This window comes from Hymenobacter sp. UYP22 (assembly GCF_040547285.1).
Classification (GTDB): domain Bacteria; phylum Bacteroidota; class Bacteroidia; order Cytophagales; family Hymenobacteraceae; genus Hymenobacter.
The window spans coordinates 120822-143130 of sequence record NZ_JBEPPK010000011.1; the positions used below are offsets into that span (position 1 = coordinate 120822).

Sequence of the window (22309 nt, forward strand, 5' to 3'; positions counted from 1 at the left end):
CCAATTGGCCTTGCCAACCGGTTTCTGTTTCGCACGTTTACCCATTTCCAAGTAGGTTGAGGGTGATCAATTCACCCACTTCCTGAAGCCCCGACAGTTCGTACCTGCCGGGGCTTCGTCTTTTCAGACGACGCGTTGGCGGGGTGACTACCGTGCGAATAATTCAAAGGTAGATACTCAACTGCCAAACTACCCAAACACAAAAACAGGGCACCCAACAGGTCCCCTGTTTCATTTGCCACGAACCGGTTACACTTCCGAAGCCGGTTCGGCTTTTCGTTCGCGACGCACGCGCTTCAGCAGCTGCCGGAAGGTGTAGTCCTCGGCTTTGGCTTTGCCGTCGCTGAACAGGTGGGTCATGGGCTCGTAGAGGGCGTTGAGTACCGTGAGGTTTTCCTTGGTGTTGCCCTTCTGGGTGCTCATTTGGCTGCTCTGGGCGGGTGGTATCGGCCACCGCACGATATAGAGGTCATATAGTTGCTGGCTTTAGTGGCCAGGGCGGCGGCGTTGGCGTCAGTGTTCTAGGGCAAGATTTTGAGGGCTGATTAGAGCCTTGAGACTGTTAGTACTGGTCGCGCGGGCGGCCAGGCCAAAATTTTGTTGTAACCCGGATGGAATATTTCTTTTCCTACGGCCGTTCTTAGCTCATCCACAACCAAAACCTTACACACATGCGCAAAAACCAATTTTCTGTTCTCGCCCTTTTGGCTGCATTTAGTACTATTTCTTTAGCAAGTTGCAGCAAGGACAACGAAAGCCAGCCGGCCCAGAGCGCGCAGGCCCAGGCCCAAGACGCCAAAGTAGAAGAAGCCTACCCCGGCCAGACGGGCGACGCCAAGGCCGGCACTTGGGGCGGGGAGTCCATCACCTACCAGGAAATAAATGGGGAAAAGGTGTACGAAGGCGACATTCTGCTAACGTCGGCCCAGGCCGCCGGTACGCAGAGCCAGGGACAACAGCGCCCTTCCAGCGCCGGCCGCACCTCGGGCCGCTGGCCCTCCGCCATCGTTTACTACACCATTGATGCCGCGCTACCCAGCCAGAACCGCGTAACCGATGCCATTGCCCACTGGCAGGCCAACTCGCCGGTGCGCTTTGTGCAGCGTACCACCCAGAGCAACTACGTAACGTTCCGGGTAGGCTCGGGCTGCTCCTCCAACATTGGCATGGTGGGCGGCCGCCAGTACATTAACCTGGCTTCGGGTTGCAGCACGGGTAACACCATCCACGAAATCGGGCACGCGCTGGGCCTCTTCCACGAGCAAACCCGCAACGACCGGGACACCTACGTGAACATCCTTACCCAGAACATTCAGTCGGGCTACGAGGGCAACTTCACCAAATACTCGGCTCAGGGTATCAGCGGCACCGACTACGGCGCCCTTGATTTCGGCTCCATCATGATGTACGGCTCTTTCTCCTTCTCCAGCAATGGGCAGCCTACCATCACCAAAAAAGACGGCTCCACCTTCAACATCCAGCGCACTGGCCTTTCGGCCGGCGACAAATCGGGTATTGACGCCATGTACTAAGGCAGTTATTTTGCCATGTTCAAAAAAAGGCCCGCTGACAGCGGGCCTTTTTTACGTTGCAGGCAGCAGTAGCTTGCCCTGGGCCAGGGCTTGCACGAGGCGGGCCGTTACCAGCAGCTGCCCGGTGTGACGGGTGGTGTGCTCGGTGGCATGCACCAACAACCCTATTACCGTGCTGGGCAGCGCCTGCCGCCCCACTGGCCGGAACTCCGGGAGTGTGGCCTCGGGGGTAGTGCGCAGGGTTTCGAGCATCTGCTCCACCGTTTGGCGGAAGCGGCGTACCAGCGCGGCGGTGGTTTCGGGTGGGGTGAGGCCTTCTTTTTCGGCGGCCAGGTAGGCAAATTGCGCGGCGCTAAGGGGCTCTTGGCGCGCGTAGGTCTGCATTCGGTCGAGCACTCCGCTGAGGTGGCGCAGGTGAAAACCCACGGAAGCCACCTCGGCCGGCCGCACCGGCAGTAGTACATCGGGGAAGGCCGCCAGGGCAGTTTCTATTTCCTCCCGGGCCTGCAGCAGTGCCTGGGCCAGGGGTTGTAACAACGGCAGCAAACCGGGCAAGGGGCCGCGTAGCCATACTTCGGGTTGAGTGGTTGGCGTCATACTCGGTGCAACCGCTCTGGCTGCCAGAAGTTGGTAGCCATGCACAGAAAAGGCATTCTCTGCCTATGTAGTAGATTTTTACATCAGCAGGCCTATATTTAGACCCATGCCCGAACTCTCTCAGCGTGGGGCGGCTCTGCCACCGTCGCCGTACCGCAAGCTCACTCCCTTTGCCGAAGCGGCCCGCCAGCGGGGTCTAACGGTGCACCCGCTCAACATTGGGCAGCCGGATATTGAAACCCCGCCGGCTATGCTGGCGGCCGTGCAGCGGGCCAGCATTCAGGTGCTGGAGTACAGCCCCACGGCCGGCTACCCCAGCTACCGGGCCAAGCTAGCCGAGTATTACCAGCGCCTGGGCCTGCCGGTTGACGCGGAAGATATTATTGTAACCACGGGCGGCAGCGAGGCTATTTCGTTTGCGCTATTGGGCTGTCTCAACCCCGGTGACGAGTTCATCGTGCCGGAGCCGTTCTACGGGCCGTACTCGGCGTTTGCCGTGGCTACGGGTACACACGTAGTGTCGGTTACGGCCCACCTGGAGGATAACTTTGCCCTGCCGCCCATTCAGGAGTTTGAGCAGAAGATTACGCCCCGCACTAAGGCCATTCTGATTTGCAGCCCCAACAACCCCACCGGCTACGTGTATAGTCGCCAGGAAATGGAGCAGCTAAAGGAGCTCTGCCTGCGCCACAGCCTGTATCTGCTGTCGGATGAAGCCTACCGGGAGTTCTGCTACGACACTGAGTACACCAGCGCCCTGCACCTAAGGGGTGCCGACGACCATATTGTGCTGCTGGATACCATTTCCAAGCGCTACAGCTCCTGCGGGGCCCGCATTGGCGCCATCGTTACAAAGAACCACGCCTTGCGCGACGTATTTTTCAAGCTGGCCCAACTGCGGGTGAGTCCGCCGGGCCTGGGCCAGCTGTTGGCCGAAGCCGCCGCCGATTTGCCGGAAACCTACTTCGACCACACCAAAGCCGAATACCTGGCTCGCCGCAACCTGATGCTGCAACGGTTGCGCGCCATGCCCGGCGTGCGGGTGCCCACGCCCAGCGGAGCCTTCTACGTTATCTGCCACCTGCCCGTGGACGATGCCGACCGGTTTGCCCAGTGGCTGCTGGAGAATTTCAGCCACCAGGGTCAGACCCTCATGATTTCACCGGCTTCGGGGTTTTACGCCACGCCTGGCTTGGGCCGCCAGCAGGTACGCTTGGCCTACGTGGTCAATCAGGAGGTTATCGATAAAGCCATGGACTGCCTAGCTGCCGCGCTGGAGCAGTACCCTGGCCGCACTTCGGACTAGAATTACTGTCATTCTGTGCATGTGGCGCATGAAATCACATACGCCACATGCACAGAATAGCCCAACGTGAGCAGGATGCCATAGCGTAAACTCGTATCTTCTGGGCTGATTGTTGCCTTGCCCTGCTCATGAACCGTCTGCTTCCTCTCCTACTGCTGCCCCTGCTTGGCCTGGCACCCAAACAGCCACAGCCTGCTTCCCAAACGGCCCGCCGGCTCACGTTGCGCATCAACGGTGAGGTGGTGAAAGCCGATACCCTTAGCTCCCGCTTCTTCCTGAACTCCGACCGGGCCCTGCGCCTGAACGTGGTGCGCGCCGATGACCCCGACGGCGAGGGCCTCACCATCATCATCGACCGGTTTCCAATTCAGGCAGGCAGCTACAGCTTTCAGGAAATTTTGAGCGGGCGCAATCGGGATGCGTCGTACCGCTTCGGCAAGGTGGCGGCCTACTCCAAATCGTGCGGGCAGAACACGGGCAGCGTGATGATTACCGGCGTAGATGCCACGCGGCACTGGCTACGCGGCACCTACCGCTGCCAGGTGTGCGAGGCCGGCCGGGGTGCCCGCCGCTTCACCTTGGAGGGCGAGTTTGAGTACCCGGTGGAGCAGGAGTAAATGAATTGCTACACAGTTTGCTAGGCCACTTATCCGATTAGCAATGTTGTATCAGCTTCCTGCACTAGCCGTTTGGGGTATCATTGCGCTTGATTTGGGCGTGCTTACCACTCTTACTCAGCTTTTGCGACACCCCCGGAGCGGAACGGCAAAATGGGCGGCCATTATTGGGGTGGTGCTGGTATTCCTACCATTGTGCGGGTTCAAGCTCCTATTTAGCTCTCCTGGCGCGCTGGCTTCTACTCCCGGCCAGTTTACTATTCGCAACCCCGAACACCACTATACCAGTGTGTACTACCTTCTGCAAGACAAACTAGGCAGTTGGCGGGTAGAGTGGACGGAGTACATGTGGGCTGCTGACCAAACAGCCGTTGTTGAAACAGAAGGTGTTTCGGCAGTACGAGTCGCCATGCGGCTGAACGGGCAGTGGCAGTATACGCTGGTGCGCTTCCAAAAGCGAAACATAGCCGAAGATATCACGCTGCCGCAGGGTTTTAGCGAAGCCGATACCAGCGGCCATATAGCAGCAGCAGTGGCGGCATACCGAGCCACTGAATACGCCAACCTTTTTTCTAACCTGCTTACTCTTGGTTGTATTGGCCTGCTGGCTGCAGTTATTGCGCAGTGGCTCGCACTACCCCGAGCTAGGAGTACTCAACCAGCCCCGCTCCCCTGGGGTAACTAGGCTCGTTTCTTTGCGCAGTGCGTTGTGTTCGGCACGAAAACTCAGCATTAGCCTGGGTTTCAGCCATGCAGTAGGCATAATCCGCAGCGGTTGAGTAGCTTTCCGCTTTCAGTGTCTTTCTCTATATGCTTCCTTCCTCCTTTTCTCGTCTTGTGGCGGCCGCTGGCCTGGTGCTGGGTGCTGCTCCGGCCACTTTCGCCCAAAACGCCGCCGCTCCGAACCGCTTCGTAACCGATAGTCTCGACAGCTACATCCGGCGCGGCATGCAACGCTGGCAGGTGCCGGGGCTGGCTGTGGTAGTAGTGAAAGACGGGAAAGTGGTGGTGCAGAAAGGTTATGGCGTGCGCGAAGGGGGCAAACCGGCCCCGGTAGACGCCAATACGCTCTTCATGATTGCCTCGAACACCAAGCTGTTCACGGGCACGGCGCTGGCCAAGCTTGATGGCGAGAAGAAAATCAACCTTGACGAGAAAGTAACCAAGTACCTGCCCGACTATCGGCTCTACGATTCGCTGGCTTCCCAACTGGTTACGGTGCGCGACCTGATGAGCCACCACTTCGGCTTCAAAACCTTTCAGGGTGACTTCACCTTCTTCAAATCCAACCTGGAGCGTCAGGAAATTGTGCGGCGCATGCGGCTGATGAAGCCCGGCGGCCAGTTCCGGCGCGACTATGGCTACAGCAATTCCGGCTTTGTGGCGGCTGGTGAGGTAATTCCGGCCGTTACTGGCGGCACCACCTGGGAAACCTACGTGCAGCAAAACCTGCTGCAGCCGCTGGGCATGAGCAGCACGTTCGTATCCTCGGCGGGCTTCGCCCAGCGGCCTAACAACGCCCATGCCTACTCCAACACCTTCGGGCCGCTGGCGGAGGTGCCCTTTGATAACTGGGACAACATGGCCCCCGCGGCCAGCATGGTTTCCAACGTGACGGACCTGGCCAAGTGGCTGCAGTTTCAGCTGGATAGTGGCCGCTCCCAGGGCCGCCAGGTGGTGCCCTGGGCTGCCCTGCGCAAAACCCGCGACGCCAATACCGTTATTACCAGCCGCAAATCCCCGGTATACCCCACGCACTTCGTCACCTACGGGCTAGGCCTGGAAGCGGCCGACTATAACGGCAAACAGGTGTTCTGGCACACGGGTGGGGCCTCAGGGCAGGTAAGCAACGTGTGCTTTGTGCCGGAGGCCGGCCTGGGCATTGCCGTACTCACCAACAACGATAACCAGAGCTTTTTCGAGCTGCTACGCTACCAGCTGCTCGACAGCTACCTGGGTGTACCCTACGTGGACCGCAGCGCCCAAGGCCTGAAACGCAAGCAGCAGGCCGAAGCCACCCAAACCGACCCTACCAAGGAGCTGGCGGCCCGCGTGAGCAAGAAGAACAAGCTGCCCCTGCCGCTCAAATCCTACGTGGGCGACTACGAAAACCCGCTGTTCGGCCGCATCAGCATCAGTCAGAAGGGCAAGCAGCTGCTCATCACCATTCCCAACCACCCCGGCCTCACCGCCACCCTCGACTACATGGACGGCCAGGAATTCCGCACCACCTACTCCGACCTGGTATTTGGGGTGATGCCCGCCAAGTTTGTAGTAGACGGCAACACCGTGAAAACCGTGGAGCTACGCGCCAACGACTACGTGGAGTACGACCCGTACGTGTTCAACAAGCTGTAGCATCCACTAAAACGCCACAAAAAAACCGTCTGCCACCCCAAACAGGAGTGACAGACGGTTTTTTATACCAAGATAAATGAGCTTTACCAGGGTTCAATTCTCATTTACAGCGTAGCCAGATCGATGACGAAGCGGTACTTCACGTCGGACTTCAGCATCCGCTCGTAGGCTTCGTTGATGTAGTCCATCCGGATTACTTCCACGTCGCTCATCACGTTGTGCTCGGCGCAGAAGTCCAGCATTTCCTGGGTTTCCTGAATGCCGCCGATGAGGGAGCCAGCAATGCGACGACGCTTGGCAATCAGGTTGAAGGCGTGCAGCTGCGGGGCTTCCGGTGGCACACCCAGCAGCACCATCGTGCCATCCAAGCGTAGGCTGCCTACGTAGGGCGTCAGGTCCATGGGGGCCGACACGGTGTTAATGATCAGGTCGAAGTAGTTGCGGATGCCTTTCATGGCCTCGGAATCCTTAGTCACTACAAATTTGTGGGCACCCAGGGCTTTGGCATCTTCTTCCTTGGAAGGCGAGGTGCTGAGCACGGTTACTTCGCAGCCCATGGCGGCGGCAAATTTCACGGCCATGTGGCCCAGGCCGCCCAGGCCCATTACGGCGACCCGGTCGCCGGCCTTGGCGTTCCACTGGCGTAGCGGCGACCAGGTGGTGATGCCCGCGCACAGCAGCGGGGCTACGCGGGCCAAATCCAGCTTCTCGGACACGTGCAGCACGAATTTCTCCGTTACCACAATGCTGTTGGAGTAGCCGCCGTAAGTGGGCTGGCCATCTTTGCCTTTAGCGTTGTACGTACCCACGAAGCCATTGTCGCAGTATTGCTCCAGGCCTTCGGCGCACTCGGCGCAGTGCTGGCAGGAGTCTACCATGCAGCCTACGCCGGCCAGGTCGCCGGCTTTGAAGCCTTTCACGTGGGCACCTACTTCGGTTACGCGACCCACAATTTCGTGGCCGGGCACCATGGGGAAGATGGAGCCGCCCCACTCGTCGCGCACCTGGTGCACATCGGAGTGGCACACGCCACAGAACAGAATTTCAATACGTACATCGTGGGGGCCTACTTCGCGGCGCTCAAACGAGAACGGGGTGAGGGGAGCATGCGCTTCTGAAGCGGTATAGCCTTTTGCTACTGACATACGAGTTGGTTGTAGAGGTATCTGGGTTCAGGACAGAACCCTGCTAACTACTTTTCGGCCCGGATTGTTTGGCCGCCCCCGCAGAAAGCCGGGCTGCCGTGGGGTAACTGTCCGAGCGGGCGTGTACCTTACCCGGGCAACCCTCTTCCCCTCCCCTCCTCGTATGGAACGCTCCAACTACTCGGCCACTGCCCCCATTCCGGCGGGCCCCAAGCGCAACTCCCTAGGCCTGCGCATCTGGCACTGGGCCAGCGGCAGCCTGGTCATCTTCCAGCTCATCACCATCCTCTTTATATCCGTTATTGTAAAGGTGAAAGGCTTAGCGCCGGAGTTCAGCAAGGTGCTGGCCGAAAAAGGCGTGACTATGGCCCCCGATCAGCTGCGGGGCCTTTCCCGTATCGTAGCCCACCGTATCTGGGACTGGCACATCTGGGCGGGCTTGGCCTTATCCATGCTGCTAGCTTACCGGGTGCTGGTGAGCTTCCGGCACCGGGGCAGCCAGCGCACCAGCGCCAAAATAGCCCACCTGCAAACTCAGGCCGCCCAGGGCAACGCGGCCGCCCGCCGGGGCATCTGGATTCGGTACGCCTACCGGGCGTTTTACGTGGTGCTGGCTGTGCTGGTGGTTACGGGCCTGGTTTTGGTGTTTGAGGACTACTTCCGCAGCATTGAGCACACGGCCAAGGAAATTCACGAAATCAGCATGTACCTGGTGCTGGCCTTCTCAGTGGCGCACATTGTGGGTGTATTCCGCGCCGAGGTTACCGATGCGCCGGGGCTGGTGTCGGGCATGATTAACGGCGGCGAACCGGTCGAGTAGCTGTAGCTTACTCCGGGTTCAGGTGCTTTCCCGAAGCTGCTGACGGGCATCCTTGTGGGCCGACACGGACTGCACGGGCGGAGCCTGCTGCACCGCTGGGGACGTCCAGCCCTTGCGCAGCATTTCCTCTACCTGCTCCCGCAGCCGCTTCATTGATTGGGTTGCAAACCGTTTCTGCAGCATGCGCCCGAACAGCCGGAACCCCAGCCAGTAGAAGGGGTTGCTGATGCGGCCGGTTTGGGAGTAGGCATGGATGTGAAACCACACCCGGCCAGTCGTCAGGTTTTTGTGCACGGAGAAATCAATCTGGCCCCGCTCAAAATGGCCTTCCAGAGTACGGTAGTTGTAGCCCCACACCTGCTCCCGGCTACCATCAGCCAGGGTACGGGTTTCATCCGTTACGGCCCCTATGCGCACGCCAAACCAAAAGGTGAACAGCAAAAACTGGCCCCGCAGTACCATTACCCGCTGGTCCAGGGGCTGGTCGGGCAGGAAGATGCCGGTAATCAGATTGGGGGGTGGGAAGGTGTAATTACGCAGCACCTCGCGGGCGGCGGCCCAGGAGCCGTGCGCCTCAGCCGGCCCAGGCGCTTCAGTGGGAAGCTCCGTTTCGTAATCATCCACGCGCCAGCCGGCGTCGGGCGTATAATCGGCCGCTTTATCAGGGTCGAAGTTATAGCCGGCATTCATGTACGCATCGAGGCGCTTCTTTTGCAGCTCGTACAGGGGGGCAGCTTCAGGCATCTTGGCTTACTTCGGTGTGAGAATCGGTTTGACGGCAGGTTTCCACCTGCACCGGTGCCAGAGGCAGGCCACCGCTTTTTTCGGCCACGCGCTGACAGAACGTTTCCCAGGTTTGCTGCTGCACCCGGCGCCCCAGCCCCAGTGTGTCATAAGTCAGCGCCACTAGCCCGTCGCGGGAACGGGCCCGGGAGTGTATTTCAAACCGCCACGTGTCCGGCAGCATACTGTGGGGCCGCAAACTAAAGTGGATGCGGCCCGCCTCCGGGTGGCTTTCCAGCGTGGCCAGTTCAAACCCATCGTCCTCTACCTGCGTCACCCGCACATCCCCATTCCAAGGGCCCAGAATACGAATACCAAATTCATCGCCGGAGGCCAGACAATGAGCCTGCCCTTTGGTTTTCTCAAAATCGGCCAGCAGATCGGGCGCATACTCAGGCAAGTGGCATTTGATATGGTCCAGTAAGTCCTCGGCCGCCAACCGGGGATGCTGCACATCTATCCAGTAGCGCCGTTCAAACAGGGGGCCGCTGCCGGTGTGGGCCGGTTGCTCAGGTTTCGACATAGGGCAAAGCAAGTGGTGTACCTCCGTAACGTGGCAGTGGAAGCTGGGTTCTATAACCTGCCTCTGTAAATGCTAGTACAGCCTATTATACCTATTCCCCTCCTTACCATTTTCCCTCCTTTCTATATGGCCTACTACCGCCCACCCGGCCCCGCTCCCGACCCGCTAATCGTCCGGGAGCTTACCCACCAGCAGGACGCACTGCGCACTCGTACCCGCTTGGAGCCGCTAGCCCAGGAGCCGCAGTTCATTGCCGGCTGCGACTCCTCTTTTCCCACGCCCGAAACGGTGCTGTCAGTTTTTGTGGTGCTGCGCTTTCCTTCCCTGGAGTTGGTAGAGAAGGTGTACCACGTCGGGCCCGTTACGCTGCCCTATATTCCGGGCCTGTTGGCGTTTCGCGAAGCGCCCAACCTGCTTGTAGCCTACGAAAAGCTCCGCCAGAAACCGGATATAATTATGGTAGACGGGCATGGCATTGCCCACCCCCGCCGCATGGGCATTGCGGCTCACCTAGGGGTAGAGCTCAACCTGCCAACTTTCGGCGTTGCCAAGCAACGGCTCACCGGCCTCTACGCTGAGCCTGCCCTCACCAAGGGCAGCATCTCCCCTCTTACCGACAAACAAGGCGCACTACTGGGCGAGGTCATTCGGAGTAAAGACAGGGTAAATCCTCTATTCGTGAGCCCCGGCCACCGTTGTGACCAAGCCACGGCCACCCGCCTTACGCTAGCCTGCCTGCGGGGCTACAAACTCCCAGAACCAACCCGCCTCGCCGACCACTGGGCCGAAGAGTTCAAGAAGGAAATACGATAGAAGTTAGCTTGCCCTGACACACAAATGGCGTTGTTCAAGACTGAGCGACGCCATTTGTGTGTCAGGACAAGCCAATAATATCCCTTAGTCATTCACTAGGCTGTATGGACAGTCGCGTAGGGAGAACGTCATGCCGAGCGCAGCGAAGCATCTCGCGTGCTGAGGTTACCAGACTGATCCTGACATCAGCACGCGAGATGCTTCGCTGCGCTCTGCATGAGGTTCTAGGCAGGATATTTTATCAACTGTCCACACCCTTTAGAAACCTGTCCTGGTTTGGAGCCTGCTTACCGCTATACTGTCGATACATATAGCTTCTTAATTGCTTCAACAATCTTGTTCATTTACTATTAAAAGCACATTAATACAGCCATTATTTTGCAATGCTCACCTAATTTTATTGTTCTGGTTTCATTTATTTCCTTTCTTGGCTGTCAACTTCATCACTAAACTTTCTGCGCCTGCATGAAAAGAGTTTTACAACTAGTTCCCTTAGCTGCCCTGACCCTAGCGGGTGGTCATGCTCAGGCCCAGACCCGCACGATATCGGGTCGGGTTACGGACCGCACCACGGGTGAAGGCCTACCAGGTGTAACGGTGCTCGTGAAAGGCACCAGCAATGGTGTTTCCACCAACTCGGACGGCACGTATACCCTTTCCGCCCCAGCCAGCGGAGGTACTCTCGTATTCTCATCTGTTGGTTTTGTTTCCGTTGAGCAGAGCATTGGCTCGGAAAACACTATCAACAGCGCCCTTGCCACCGACAGCAAAGCCCTCAGCGAGGTAGTTGTAGTGGGGTACGGTGCTACCCAAAGCCGTCGTGAGCTTACGGGCTCGGTAGCAACCGTTACGGCCGCCCAAATTGCCAACAAACCGGTGCAAAGCTTCGAGCAGGCCTTGCAGGGTCAGGCCGCCGGTGTGAACATTACCACTCCCAACGGGGTACTCAACGCCTCCCCCGTAGTTCGTATCCGGGGTGTGAACTCCATCACCCTGAGCTCGGCTCCGCTATACGTAATTGACGGTATTCCGGCATTCAGCGGCAACAGCTCGGCCGTAGGCAGCGTACCGAACAACCCCCTCAGTAACATCAACCCCGCCGATATTGAAAGCGTGGAAGTGCTGAAAGATGCTTCGGCAACAGCCATTTACGGCTCCCGCGCTGCTGGTGGCGTTATTGTGGTAACCACCAAGAAAGGCCGCCGGGGCCAGAGCAAACTCTCTCTTGACTCTTGGGTAGGCTGGAACGACCCGGTTCGTTTGTACGATGTACTGAACGCGGCCGACTACATCGACATCAAGAACGAGGCTGTTCGGAACCTGAACGCCAACCGGGTAGCCATTGGCCAGCCGGGCTCTAACGTGGAAGGGTTTAAGCCAACCTTGGATGGCAGCGGCAACCCCGTAGATACGCGCTGGTACGACTACATCTACCGCACTGGCTTCTCGTCATCCAACACGCTTAACTTCAGCGGCGGCACGGAAAAGACGACGTATTACACCTCCGTCGGCTACACCGATCAAAAGGGTATGCTGGAAGGCAACAGCTTTAAGCGTGCCTCCGCCCGCCTCAACATCGACCACAAGGTGTTCTCGCGCTTCAGCGTGGGTGCTCGTGTAGGCTATACCAATTCCCGCACGGCCTCGCCCAACTCCGGCTCCGTGGGTGATGGTGCCTTCGGTACGGCCGGCCTGGGCCGCCTGCCGCTGGTACTGCCCCCCAACGTACCCGCCCGCAACCCCGATGGCACGTATAACATCAGCGGTGCTGGTATTGGCCCCGGCGCCAACATCAACCCCACCAACGGCCAGCCCCTGCTGCCAGGCTACTATAACCCGCTGGTTGACCTAGAAAACAACTACTTCCGCTCGGAGGGCAATGAAATCCAGGGAAGCGTATACGGCGACCTTGAATTGTTGAAAGGCCTGCATCTGCGTACCAACTACGGTATCTACAACATCTCCTTCGAGGACCAGGCTTTCTATACTCCCATTGCCGGCGACCAGTATAACATTGGTAGCGCCTCTAACTTCTACCGGACCAACAAGCGCTGGAACTGGCAAAACACGGCACAGTACGACGTAACGCTGGCCGAAAAGCACATCATTTCTGCTCTGGCCGGTGCTGAATACCAGAGCACTACCATTGACCGGTGGGGCGCTAACCGTACCAGTGTATCCGACCCCTTCTTCACGACGTTCCAAGGTGGTTTTTCTAACATTGTAAACTCAGGCTCTTTTCAGGGAGAAAACTTCCTGATGTCGTACTTCGGCCGCTTGAGCTACAACTTCAACCGCAAATACCTAGCAACCTTCAATGCCCGTCGTGACGGTTACTCGGCCTGGGGTAATGAGAAGTGGGGCAATTTCTACGGTGCTTCGCTGGGTTACATCATCTCCGAGGAGGATTTCTGGAAAAACTCTTCGGCTCTCAACACCCTCAGCTTCCTGAAATTCACGGGTAGCTACGGCGAGGTTGGTAACAACCAGGGTATCGGCGACTTCACCACCCGTGACTTGTACGGGCCCAGCCTGTATGGTGCCAACAACACGTTCTTCTTCGGCAACGCTGGTAACGCTGCCCTGAGCTGGGAAACCAGCAAAAAGACGGATGTTGGCTTGTCTTTCGGCCTGTTTGAAGACCGTATTCAAGGTGACGTGGCCTACTACCGAAATGATGTGGACGGGCTGATTCTAAACGTACCTCAGGCTCCTTCGCGGGGCATTCCGGGCGACGCTATTGCCGCCAACATCGGTTCCATGCGCAACAAGGGCTTTGAATTCAACGTGCGCACCACGGCTATTAACAAGCCCAACTTTACCTGGTCGATCAACGCCAACCTTACCACGCTGAAAAACGAAGTAACCAAGCTGGTGACGGCTGACCAGCGCATTGGTACAGCCACTTCCGGACTGGAAACGGTTAACTTTACTACTGTAGGCCGTTCCGTAGGTGAAATCCTGGCGGTTCCTTCCCTGGGCGTAAACCCGGAGAATGGTCGTCGGATGATTCAGAAAATTGATGGCACGGTGGTACAATACAACCACTTGGGCCAGGGCTGGACGCTGATGGATGGTGTAACGCCAACTACTGCCCCCACTCAGCTAGGTGACGGCCGGTATTATGGTCCCACCCTGCCTACCTGGTATGGTGGCTTCGATAACACGTTCCGCTTCAAAAACATTGACCTGGGCGTATTCATCCAGTTCTCGGGCGGTAACTACATCTACAACGGTACGAAGGCCGGTCTGCACGACCAGCGCTTCTGGAACAATGCCACTGACATCAAAGACCGTTGGACAGAAACCAACCGCAATGCTGAGTGGCCCCGTGTCGTGTATGGTGACAACGTATCGAATGGCTCGGCCCTGATTATGTCTTCAAACGTGGAGAAGGGTGACTTTGCCCGTCTACGGAACGTGTCTCTGGGTTACAACTTTGCCTCTACCCTCATCAACAAATTCGGAGTAGGCAACGCCCGCATCTACGTGCAGGTGCAAAACGCGGCGCTGCTAACGAACTACTCGGGTATTGACCCCGAGATTTCAACCAACGGCAGCAACAACACCGGTGCCGGTGTTGACCGCAACTCGGTGGGCCAGGCCCGCAGCTACACGGTTGGTCTTAACCTCGGATTCTAATTCTCTCTCGCTTAATGAAGACTTTTAAATATCTCCTGACCCTGGGGCTTACGGCCTCCCTGGGCCTGGGCACTTTTTCCTGCAGCGAAGACCGTCTGGAAGTTCAGCCGAAAACTGATCTGGCCAGTGAAGTAGCCTTTGATACGCCTTCCCGTGTACTGGGACAGGTAAACAACATGTACGACTACATGAAGTCGGGCTCCTTTTTGGGTGGCCGTTACCAGGTTTACGGTGATATCCGGGCCGATGACTTCATCAACCGGACATCCAACCTGGTAACCGGGGCGGCCGTGTGGCAACATACCCTCACCGAAGCCTCGCAGAACGACGTTATTAACTTGTGGGGTTCGGGCTACGCGGCCATTAACCAGATCAACGTGTTTCTGGCGGGCATAGCGGCTAACTCCTCCAAGTTCTCAGCGGCCCCTTTTCCCGCCGATTACACAACTACTGCCAATGGGTACGTAGCAGAAGGCCGGCTACTGCGGGCTCTGGCATACTACTCGCTGCTGCAGTATTATGCCCGGCCCTACGCTGATGGCAATGGTTCGAAACCCGGTTTACCCCTGCGTCTGCAGGCCGAAACGGAGCTGGGCAATAACGACCTGGCCCGCAGCACGGTAGCGCAGGTGTACGACCAAATTCTGACTGACCTGACGTTTGCGGAAACCAACCTGCCTCTCAGCAACTCGGCCGGCAACGTATTTCGGGCGCACAAGAACGCCGCCATTGCCCTGCGTACCCGGGTGCTGCTGAGCATGGGCCGCTACGGTGATGTGGTAACTGAAGCCAATAAAATTGTTCCAACGGCGGCTCCCTTCAAGGCTCCTACCGGCGTGGCTCACGAGTTGAATCCAAGCCTCGCGGCCGTTTTCGCTCCTAACCCCGGCGGTACCGAAATGATCATGGCCTTCCCCTTTACCACCCAAGATCCGCCCGGCACGCAGAACCAGCTGGCCTTTTACTTCCTGCCCAATACCCAAGGCGGCGGGCAGGAGTATAGCCTGAACCCAGCCGGAGTTATTGCCAACACGAACTTCAAGGCTACCGATGCTCGTTTGGCCACGCTGGTAACCCGGGTAGGCACTCCAACCGCAGTACCCTACCTGCGCAAATACACGAACGGCGCCCTCTCAGCCAACCCTTACACGGATGCGGCCCCGGTTATCCGGTACGCAGAGGTTCTGCTGAACCTTGCCGAGTCGTTGGCGCGCACCCAGGGGGTTACCAACGCCCGTGCTCTGGAGCTGCTAAACGCCGTGCGTACCCGTTCGGGTTCGGATGCCTACACGGCAGCTAGCTTCACTGGTACCTTCTCCATTATCGACGCCATTCTGCTGGAGCGGCGGCTGGAGTTTCTGGGTGAGGGTCTGCGTAACAACGATGATATGCGTCTGTTGCGTCCTATTGCCGGCAAGAGTACGGTTAGCGCCGTACAGCCTTCTTCTACGCTGTATATCTGGCCTATTCCTAGCTCGGAGTTGCAGACCAACGGAGCTATGACCCGCAACTAGTTTCGCGGACATAGCCAACAAAAAAGGTCTTCTGCAAAGCGCAGAAGACCTTTTTTGTATGTTAGGGTACTACAGATTACCGCACAACAGAGTCCATTTTGAAAGCCTGGAAAAGTACCGTGCCAGCAGGTAGATGGCCTTATACTTTATGAATGTTCACTTCCTAGCAGTAGAGGTTTTATGCTATAGCAAGTTCACGAACGATGTAGCGGCGGTGTAGAGACGCCTGCTTGCGGCTCCTCGTTGAACGATAACGCGGCAGTGGTGCAGATGAGGAGCCGCAAGCAGGCGTCTCTACACCGTTTGCGAAACCGCTATAGCACGGTTTATCTCATACCGAGTTTGCCCAGGTGTCCCCATTGTTTTGTTGAGCTATCCTCTCCCTCAGTATGGCAAGAGAAGTAGCTGCTTGCTCCGACAGCCCTAGTAGTTGAGCTACTGCCTCATACACAACCTGTGGGGAGTCAGCCTCCTCCACAATGCCGCGTTGGGAGCCGGCCTGCGTTGATTTAGACAGCTTTTCGCCGGAACTAGTAGTGAGCAATGCATGGTGATAGAACTGCACTTGCCGGAAACCTGCCTGCCCTGGCAGTTGGGACGCCAGCCACAGTTGGGCGGCCGTGCTGGGCAACAAATCCAGTCCGCGCACTACGCAGGTAACACCCAGCCGCACATCATCCAGGACTGAGGCCACTTGGTAAGCAGCCACTCCATCCTTTTTTCGTACTACAAAGTCGCCCAGCTCGGCAGTCAGGTCTACCTGCATTAGCCCTTGCGCCATATCCTGGATGGGGACGATGGAGCCGCTGGGCACATAAGCCCGCCATGCTACTCCGGGGGCAGATAACGGTAATGCAGCATGTCGGCAAGTGCCGGGGTAGCTCCCAGCAAGTACTCCTTGACGAGCCAGCCCGGTACGGGAGCAGCCGCAGGCATAAAACACTCGGGGGTGCGTCAGTTGAGCAGCTTGCAATGCGGCCTCATACTCCGGTAGCCGATGCTGCTGGGAAAAATTGCGCTCAAAATCGTTGGGGCCGGTGGGGCCGTGGTCATAGTCGAGACCCAGCCATTCCAGCGTCCGGAAGATGTTCTCCAGGTAGGCGGGGCGGAAGCGGGCCCGGTCCAGGTCATCGATGCGCAGGTGCAGAGTGCCACCCGCTTGGCGCGTGAGCAGCCAGGTAAGCGTGAAGTTGACGGCATTGCCCAGGTGCAGGAAGCCACTGGGCGTAGGAGCCAGACGCGAAACAACGGGAATGGTAGGAAGCTGCCGCATACGATAAGCCCCGAAAGTACGCGGGCGGCTACAACTTTACCTCTTTGGCAGGGTCCCTCCTACTGAAATAATCAGAGGTGATGTCCCGTAGCCTGCACTGAGTTTGACAGCAGAAAACTGATGAAGTGACGCCTGGGCATCTCATTCCGCCTGCTGATGTTTACGGTAATCAAACGACTATATCCACTACCAGCCCTTTCATTAGAGCATATGGACAGTTGATAAACTGTCCTGCCTAGAACGTCATGCAGAGCGAAGCATCTCGCGTGCTGAGGTTACCAGACTAATCCTGACATCAGTACGCGAGATGCTGCGCTCTGCATGACGTTCTCTCTACGCAACTGTTCACACAGCCTAGGGGGCGGCGGCTACCAGCCGGGCCAGCGGCTGTTTTGATGCAGATGGAGGCTAGCTACTCTGCATTTTGACACTGCTAATTTGGCTACCGACTGTTGGCGGATCAAAATTCGCTTAGCTCACGTGGCGCGCTATGCCTTGCTTGATTTCCCGGTACTGCTGGTTCCCTTCGGCAGCCGCTTCTTGGTGGCGAATACCGTGCTTTTCTCCCTTCCCAACGCGCGGCAATCACGCTCATTTTTTATTTCAGACCCCGCTCATCTAGTTCTTAGGCAAGCAGCTGACAACTCTAGCATAACCCGAAAAGCAACCATCTACCTATTATTCGGAATCTTTGATAATTAACTGATGTATGTACATATATTTGCATCCATCAACCATTTCCTACTCACTGTATGCAGACTCTCCTTCATAAAGCCGGCACCCGGGGCCACGCCAACCATGGTTGGCTCAATTCCTTCCACACCTTCAGCTTCGGCGGGTATCAGAACCCGGAGCGCGTGCATTTTGGGGTGCTGCGCGTGCTGAACGACGACACCGTGGCGGGCGGTATGGGCTTCGGCACCCACCCCCACGACAACATGGAAATTATCAGCATTCCACTCAGCGGCACGTTGGAGCACAAGGACAGCGCCGGCAACCACGGCATTATCCAAAGCGGCGACGTGCAGGTGATGAGTGCGGGTACCGGCATTGCCCACAGCGAGAAAAACCACAGTTCCTCGGCGGCCGTGCAGTTCCTGCAGATTTGGGTATTTCCGAAGCAGCGCAACGTAACGCCCCGCTACGACCAGCAGAGCTTCCGGGCCGAAGACCGGCATAACCAATTCCAGCAGGTTTTGTCGCCTAACCCCGAGGATGCCGGGGTCTGGATTCATCAGGATGCCTGGTTTCATCTGGCCGACTTCGATGCGGGATTTGCCGCCGAGTATCAGGTGAAGCAGCCTGGTAATGGGGTGTACGTGTTTGTGCTGGAAGGCGAGGCTACCGTAGCTGGCCAGCCACTCAGCCGCCGCGACGGTTTGGGCGTGTGGGAAACCAGCACGCTGCAGGTGCAGGCTACTACCGCTACCCGCTTGCTACTCATGGAAGTACCCATGAGCCTGTAAGGCTGTCTTTCCGTAAAATCCGCGTTTATTCGCTGACATTCGTCGTTTATGAAACATGCCCCCACCGCGTTTCCGGTTCTGGAAACGATTCGCAAGCGCTGGAGCCCCCGGTCCTTTGCCAGCTACCCCGTTGCTCCCGAAGCGCTGCACCAAGCCTTTGAGGCTGCCTCCTGGGCCCCCAGTGCCATGAATGAGCAGCCCTGGCGCTACATTTACGCGCACCACGCCGACCACGAGGCCTTCCAGAAAATGGTAGACTGCTTGCTACCCGGCAATCAGCCTTGGGCCAAGAACGCGCCAGTGCTTATTCTGGCCCTGGCCAAAACGCACTACGACAATGGCCAAGCCAACCCCGCCGCTCTCCACGACGTGGGTATGGCAAATGCCAATTTTATCCTAGAAGCTACGGCGCTGGGTTTGCATGGTCACTTCATGGGTGGCTTTGATCGGGCCAGGGCCCAGGAGGTTTTCCAGCTGCCCGAGGGCTTGCAGCCCATTGTGATGCTTGCTCTGGGTTATTTGGGTGAGGCTGAGCAATTGGAAGAGCCCTTTCTGAGCCGGGAGAAGGCCCCACGCCAGCGCAAAGCCCTCACGGAGCTTGCATTTCACCGGCAGTTGCCTGAATAGCTGGTCCTGAGCAGTACATTCCAACCAGCTCGGGTCTTGCTTTGGCCTTGGACTCATACAGATTAAAATTATCCTTTTTATAGACCAACAGAAAAGCCCCGCTTATATAGCGGGGCTTTTCTGTTGGTCCGAATTGGCAAAAGCGCCTTACTACGTGCTACATACTGAACATGTTGCCGCCGCTGTTAGTGAATGTGCCAGATTGTACCGTCCTTTGTAACTAGTACTTAGTTGATTACCCTGAATTTATGAAAATAGCTCGACTCACGCTAGCCTTCTGGGTGGGTGCTACCAGCCTGGTTGCAGCGCAAGACCTCCCCTACCAAACGCCCCCGCGCGCTATTGCCGCCCTGGTTGATGCTCCGCTCACCCCCCGGGTCAGCTTTGCTTCCAGCGGCCAATGGATGCTGTTGATGGATGTGCGGGATATGCCTGCCATTGCCGAGGTAAGCCAGCCGGAAATGCGGTTAGCGGGTTTGCGCATTAACCCGCGTACCAACGGGGCCAGCCGCGTGAGCTACGCTTCTTCGCTGCGCCTGCACCGCCTGCCCGAGGGCAAAGAGCTACTGGTACAAGGCCTGCCCACCAACGCCCGCATCAGCGACGTGCAATGGTCGCCGGACAACACCAGAATTGCTTTCACCCACACCACCAACAATCATGTGGAGCTGTGGCTGGTAGATGTAGCGTCGGCTACGGCTAAGCTGGTACCTAACTTGTTTCTGAACGGCGTGCTGGGAACTCCCTACGAGTGGGCTTCCGACAGCAAGACTATTATTGCCCGGGCCATAGTAGGTGGCCGTGGCGAAGCGCCCAGCTCCACAGCGGCACCCACTGGCCCTACCATTCAGCAGAACGTGGGCCGCACCACGGCCGCCCGCACCTACCAGGATTTGCTGAAGAATCCGGTTGATGAGCGACTGTTCGATTATTATGCGCTTGCCCAGGTGGTAAAGGTTGGCCTGGATGGTCGGATGGCTCCGCTGGGGCAGCCGGGCATCATTGAGCGGGCTTCTCCCTCCCCGAGTGGCAAATATGTGCTGGTCAGCACCCGTCACCGTCCGTACTCCTACACGCTGCCCCTCAACAGCTTTCCCGAGCGCATTGATGTGCTGAACATGGAAGGCCTGGTGGTGAAAGAAATAGCCAATCTACCTCTCGCCGATAACGTACCCACCAGCTTCGACGCCGTGCCCACCGGCCCGCGCGACATCAGCTGGCGGGAGGATGCTCCTAATACTTTGTTTTGGGTAGAGGCTCAGGATGGGGGCAACCCTAAAACGGAAGCGCCGGTGCGCGACAAGCTGTTCGCGCTGGGTGCCCCCTTCGATGGGCAGCCCCAGGAGTTGGCGGCCTTGCCGCTACGCTTCCGCCGCATCTACTGGAGCGGCTCCGATAAGCTGGCCCTGGTGGAAGGTTACCGCTGGGCCGACCGGAAAGAAGCGCTCTGGAGCCTGGATTTGGCTACCAGAACTTCCCTGACGCCCCTGTTTGAGCGTTCTTCCCAGGATACTTACTCTGACCCCGGCACCCCGTTTCAGCGGCGCAACGAACTGGGTCGCCGGGTGCTAGCCACCGATGCCAATGCGGATGTTGTGTACCTGATGGGCACTGGGGCTTCGGGGGAGGGTGACCGTCCGTTTGTGGATGAACTAAACGTGCGGACCAAGAAAAGCACCCGGTGGTGGCGCTCAGAAGCGCCGTACTACGAGGTGCCGGTAACTATTCTGGATGCCAACAAGCACCGGTTTGTGACCCGACGCGAATCAGCCCAGGAAGCCCCCAATTACTTCCTGCGCGATGCCCCCAACCCCAAAGCCACGCAGCTGACCAAATTTCCGAATCCTTATGCCACCTTGGGCAACCTGCAAAAGCAGGTACTCAAGTACAAGCGAGCTGATGGCGTTGATCTGACGGCCAACCTTTACCTGCCCCCGAACTACAAGAAGGAGGACGGCCCGCTGCCCACGCTGCTGGAGGCTTACCCAGTAGAGTTCAAGGACAAGAAGGATGCCGGCCAGGTGAAAGGCTCCCCTTACACGTTCACGCGTTTTACCTGGGGCTCACCCGTGTTCTGGGTAACGCAGGGTTATGCTGTGCTCCAAGGCACCAGTATTCCGATTGTAGGCGAAGGCACCAAAGAGCCCAACGATACCTATGTGGAGCAGCTCACGGCTTCGGCCAAAGCCGCCATTGACGAAGGAAAGCGCCTGGGCGTGGTAGACCCCAACCGCGTGGCGGTAATGGGCCACAGCTACGGCGCGTTTATGACCGCCAATTTGCTGGCCCATACCAACCTGTTCAAGGCTGGTATTGCCCGCAGCGGCGCTTACAACCGTACCCTCACGCCGTTTGGTTTTCAGGGCGAGGAACGCACCTACTGGCAGGCCCCGGAGGTGTACAGCACCATGTCGCCCTTCAACTACGCCAACAAAATCAAGACTCCTTTACTGCTGATTCATGGCGAGGCCGATAACAACTCCGGCACCTTCCCCATCCAGAGTGAGCGGTTTTACAATGCCCTCAAAGGCAACGGCGCTACTGTGCGCTACGTGGTGCTGCCCGCCGAAGCCCACGGCTATGCCGCCCGCGAGTCCATCATGCACATGCTGTGGGAAATGAACTCCTGGCTGGATACCTACGTGAAGAAGGCCGGTACCCCGGCAGCGGAAACAACCAAAGCCGATGCCCGCTAGGCTTTCTGCCTGATTAGGCTGATTTCTTGTGCAGAAAGGCCGCCCGGACGCTTGTTCGGGCGGCCTTTTCACATATAGCAATTATGTTATGGAACAAGGACTATATGTATAATATTTTGCCATTGCCAAACCTGGTTTTTACGTCTTCGTTAAACTCAACATTACCTCCTTCGAGGTTTTTCCTGAATTAACTCGAACGTCATGAAAACCATCAAAATATATGCAGCTATGCTGGCGGCCCTGCTCGTACTGGATAGCACGGTAGTAGTTTCGGATGCTTCAGCCCAGACCAGAACCAGAAAAAGCTGGAGCAAGAAAGCAAAAGGCGCGGCCATTGGTGGTGGCGCAGGCGCTGTAACCGGCGCGGTAGTAGGCGGCGGTAAAGGTGCCGTAATCGGCACTGTAGCTGGTGCTGCGGCTGGCGGAGTTATTGGCCGCAAAAAAGACAGAAAGAAGGACCCCGCACGCTACGAACAGTACTCGCGCAAAGACTAGTTTTTTGCTCATAGTCTGCCTTACAGAAAGCCCCGTACCAACCGGTACGGGGCTTTCTGCTGTTTATGGACCACCTGTTGGCAAACCCAGCCGATGCCTTTC

Annotated in this window: 19 protein-coding genes; 13 read left to right on the top strand and 6 right to left on the bottom strand. The window is 57.6% G+C overall.

Features of this window, described 5'->3' with window-relative positions; translation table 11 throughout:
* Nucleotides 1-249: 249 nt before the first annotated feature.
* Nucleotides 250-423 (bottom strand): hypothetical protein, encoded by a 174-nt coding sequence (locus ABIB60_RS16465; RefSeq protein WP_354581400.1) that lies wholly within the window; start codon nucleotides 421-423, stop codon nucleotides 250-252.
* 281 nt (nucleotides 424-704) lie between these two features.
* Here ABIB60_RS16465 and ABIB60_RS16470 point away from each other — a divergent pair, with 281 nt between their 5' ends.
* Nucleotides 705-1532: a M12 family metallopeptidase gene (locus ABIB60_RS16470; protein ID WP_354581402.1), complete on the top strand. Its 828-nt coding sequence runs from the start codon at nucleotides 705-707 to the stop codon at nucleotides 1530-1532.
* A 51-nt stretch (nucleotides 1533-1583) separates the two neighbouring features.
* On the opposite strand, the gene ABIB60_RS16475 is transcribed toward ABIB60_RS16470, so the two are convergent.
* The gene (locus tag ABIB60_RS16475; protein WP_354581404.1) at nucleotides 1584-2129 is read right to left on the bottom strand and encodes a DinB family protein; all 546 of its coding nucleotides are present in this window, start codon (nucleotides 2127-2129) and stop codon (nucleotides 1584-1586) included.
* A 106-nt stretch (nucleotides 2130-2235) separates the two neighbouring features.
* Here ABIB60_RS16475 and ABIB60_RS16480 point away from each other — a divergent pair, with 106 nt between their 5' ends.
* The 4 genes from ABIB60_RS16480 to ABIB60_RS16495 all read left to right on the top strand — a co-directional run bounded on the left by ABIB60_RS16480 (nucleotide 2236) and on the right by ABIB60_RS16495 (nucleotide 6410).
* The gene (locus tag ABIB60_RS16480) at nucleotides 2236-3435 is read left to right on the top strand and encodes a pyridoxal phosphate-dependent aminotransferase (protein WP_354581406.1); all 1200 of its coding nucleotides are present in this window, start codon (nucleotides 2236-2238) and stop codon (nucleotides 3433-3435) included.
* A 128-nt stretch (nucleotides 3436-3563) separates the two neighbouring features.
* A complete protein-coding gene (locus ABIB60_RS16485; RefSeq protein WP_354581408.1) occupies nucleotides 3564-4052 on the top strand; it encodes a hypothetical protein in 489 nt (162 codons plus the stop codon).
* Nucleotides 4053-4341: 289 nt separating this feature from the next.
* Nucleotides 4342-4737, top strand: a complete 396-nt coding sequence (locus ABIB60_RS16490; protein ID WP_354581410.1) for a hypothetical protein — start codon at nucleotides 4342-4344, stop codon at nucleotides 4735-4737.
* Nucleotides 4738-4862: 125 nt separating this feature from the next.
* Nucleotides 4863-6410 carry a serine hydrolase gene (locus ABIB60_RS16495; protein WP_354581412.1) on the top strand — a complete coding sequence of 516 codons (1548 nt, stop codon included), beginning with the start codon at nucleotides 4863-4865 and terminating at the stop codon, nucleotides 6408-6410.
* Nucleotides 6411-6514: 104 nt separating this feature from the next.
* Here the strand turns inward: ABIB60_RS16495 and ABIB60_RS16500 are convergent, their stop codons facing one another.
* A complete protein-coding gene (locus ABIB60_RS16500) occupies nucleotides 6515-7555 on the bottom strand; it encodes an NAD(P)-dependent alcohol dehydrogenase (RefSeq protein ID WP_354581414.1) in 1041 nt (346 codons plus the stop codon).
* A 163-nt stretch (nucleotides 7556-7718) separates the two neighbouring features.
* Between ABIB60_RS16500 and ABIB60_RS16505 the strand changes: the two genes are divergently transcribed.
* Nucleotides 7719-8375, top strand: coding sequence for a cytochrome b/b6 domain-containing protein (locus ABIB60_RS16505; RefSeq protein ID WP_354581416.1), 657 nt, complete (start codon nucleotides 7719-7721; stop codon nucleotides 8373-8375).
* 18 nt (nucleotides 8376-8393) lie between these two features.
* Here the strand turns inward: ABIB60_RS16505 and ABIB60_RS16510 are convergent, their stop codons facing one another.
* Both ABIB60_RS16510 and ABIB60_RS16515 read right to left on the bottom strand, forming a co-directional pair.
* Entirely contained in the window at nucleotides 8394-9119 is a 726-nt protein-coding gene (locus tag ABIB60_RS16510) for a DUF1990 domain-containing protein (protein ID WP_354581418.1), read from the bottom strand.
* Complete coding sequence (locus tag ABIB60_RS16515) at nucleotides 9112-9681, bottom strand: DUF1990 family protein (RefSeq protein WP_354581420.1); 570 nt, start codon at nucleotides 9679-9681, stop codon at nucleotides 9112-9114. The genes ABIB60_RS16510 and ABIB60_RS16515 overlap by 8 nt, the downstream gene beginning before the upstream one ends.
* A 126-nt stretch (nucleotides 9682-9807) precedes the next feature.
* On the opposite strand from ABIB60_RS16515, the gene nfi reads away from it, so the two are divergent.
* From nfi to ABIB60_RS16530, 3 genes are all read left to right on the top strand, one after another.
* Complete coding sequence (gene nfi, locus ABIB60_RS16520) at nucleotides 9808-10494, top strand: deoxyribonuclease V (RefSeq protein WP_354581422.1); 687 nt, start codon at nucleotides 9808-9810, stop codon at nucleotides 10492-10494.
* Nucleotides 10495-10959: 465 nt separating this feature from the next.
* A complete protein-coding gene (locus ABIB60_RS16525) occupies nucleotides 10960-14136 on the top strand; it encodes a SusC/RagA family TonB-linked outer membrane protein (RefSeq protein ID WP_354581424.1) in 3177 nt (1058 codons plus the stop codon).
* Nucleotides 14137-14150: 14 nt separating this feature from the next.
* Nucleotides 14151-15650, top strand: coding sequence for a RagB/SusD family nutrient uptake outer membrane protein (locus ABIB60_RS16530; protein ID WP_354581426.1), 1500 nt, complete (start codon nucleotides 14151-14153; stop codon nucleotides 15648-15650).
* A 331-nt stretch (nucleotides 15651-15981) separates the two neighbouring features.
* Here the strand turns inward: ABIB60_RS16530 and ABIB60_RS16535 are convergent, their stop codons facing one another.
* A complete protein-coding gene (locus ABIB60_RS16535; protein WP_354581428.1) occupies nucleotides 15982-16923 on the bottom strand; it encodes a glutamate--tRNA ligase family protein in 942 nt (313 codons plus the stop codon).
* 752 nt (nucleotides 16924-17675) lie between these two features.
* On the opposite strand from ABIB60_RS16535, the gene ABIB60_RS16540 reads away from it, so the two are divergent.
* The 4 genes from ABIB60_RS16540 (at nucleotide 17676) to ABIB60_RS16555 (ending at nucleotide 22207) form a co-directional block, all read left to right on the top strand.
* Complete coding sequence (locus ABIB60_RS16540) at nucleotides 17676-18389, top strand: pirin family protein (protein ID WP_354581430.1); 714 nt, start codon at nucleotides 17676-17678, stop codon at nucleotides 18387-18389.
* Nucleotides 18390-18437: 48 nt separating this feature from the next.
* Entirely contained in the window at nucleotides 18438-19016 is a 579-nt protein-coding gene (locus ABIB60_RS16545; RefSeq protein ID WP_354581432.1) for a nitroreductase family protein, read from the top strand.
* Nucleotides 19017-19264: 248 nt separating this feature from the next.
* Entirely contained in the window at nucleotides 19265-21712 is a 2448-nt protein-coding gene (locus ABIB60_RS16550; protein WP_354581434.1) for a S9 family peptidase, read from the top strand.
* A 201-nt stretch (nucleotides 21713-21913) separates the two neighbouring features.
* The gene (locus tag ABIB60_RS16555; protein ID WP_354581436.1) at nucleotides 21914-22207 is read left to right on the top strand and encodes a YMGG-like glycine zipper-containing protein; all 294 of its coding nucleotides are present in this window, start codon (nucleotides 21914-21916) and stop codon (nucleotides 22205-22207) included.
* Nucleotides 22208-22309: the final 102 nt, after the last annotated feature.

Coding starts and splice junctions, on each gene's coding strand:
- ABIB60_RS16465 (WP_354581400.1), bottom strand. CDS start 423: ATGAGCACCCAGAAGGGCAACACCAAGGAAAACCTCACGGTACTCAAC.
- ABIB60_RS16475 (WP_354581404.1), bottom strand. CDS start 2,129: ATGACGCCAACCACTCAACCCGAAGTATGGCTACGCGGCCCCTTGCCC.
- ABIB60_RS16480 (WP_354581406.1), top strand. CDS start 2,236: ATGCCCGAACTCTCTCAGCGTGGGGCGGCTCTGCCACCGTCGCCGTAC.
- ABIB60_RS16485 (WP_354581408.1), top strand. CDS start 3,564: ATGAACCGTCTGCTTCCTCTCCTACTGCTGCCCCTGCTTGGCCTGGCA.
- ABIB60_RS16495 (WP_354581412.1), top strand. CDS start 4,863: ATGCTTCCTTCCTCCTTTTCTCGTCTTGTGGCGGCCGCTGGCCTGGTG.
- ABIB60_RS16500 (WP_354581414.1), bottom strand. CDS start 7,555: ATGTCAGTAGCAAAAGGCTATACCGCTTCAGAAGCGCATGCTCCCCTC.
- ABIB60_RS16505 (WP_354581416.1), top strand. CDS start 7,719: ATGGAACGCTCCAACTACTCGGCCACTGCCCCCATTCCGGCGGGCCCC.
- ABIB60_RS16510 (WP_354581418.1), bottom strand. CDS start 9,119: ATGCCTGAAGCTGCCCCCCTGTACGAGCTGCAAAAGAAGCGCCTCGAT.
- ABIB60_RS16515 (WP_354581420.1), bottom strand. CDS start 9,681: ATGTCGAAACCTGAGCAACCGGCCCACACCGGCAGCGGCCCCCTGTTT.
- nfi (WP_354581422.1), top strand. CDS start 9,808: ATGGCCTACTACCGCCCACCCGGCCCCGCTCCCGACCCGCTAATCGTC.
- ABIB60_RS16525 (WP_354581424.1), top strand. CDS start 10,960: ATGAAAAGAGTTTTACAACTAGTTCCCTTAGCTGCCCTGACCCTAGCG.
- ABIB60_RS16530 (WP_354581426.1), top strand. CDS start 14,151: ATGAAGACTTTTAAATATCTCCTGACCCTGGGGCTTACGGCCTCCCTG.
- ABIB60_RS16535 (WP_354581428.1), bottom strand. CDS start 16,923: ATGCGGCAGCTTCCTACCATTCCCGTTGTTTCGCGTCTGGCTCCTACG.
- ABIB60_RS16540 (WP_354581430.1), top strand. CDS start 17,676: ATGCAGACTCTCCTTCATAAAGCCGGCACCCGGGGCCACGCCAACCAT.
- ABIB60_RS16545 (WP_354581432.1), top strand. CDS start 18,438: ATGAAACATGCCCCCACCGCGTTTCCGGTTCTGGAAACGATTCGCAAG.
- ABIB60_RS16550 (WP_354581434.1), top strand. CDS start 19,265: ATGAAAATAGCTCGACTCACGCTAGCCTTCTGGGTGGGTGCTACCAGC.
- ABIB60_RS16555 (WP_354581436.1), top strand. CDS start 21,914: ATGAAAACCATCAAAATATATGCAGCTATGCTGGCGGCCCTGCTCGTA.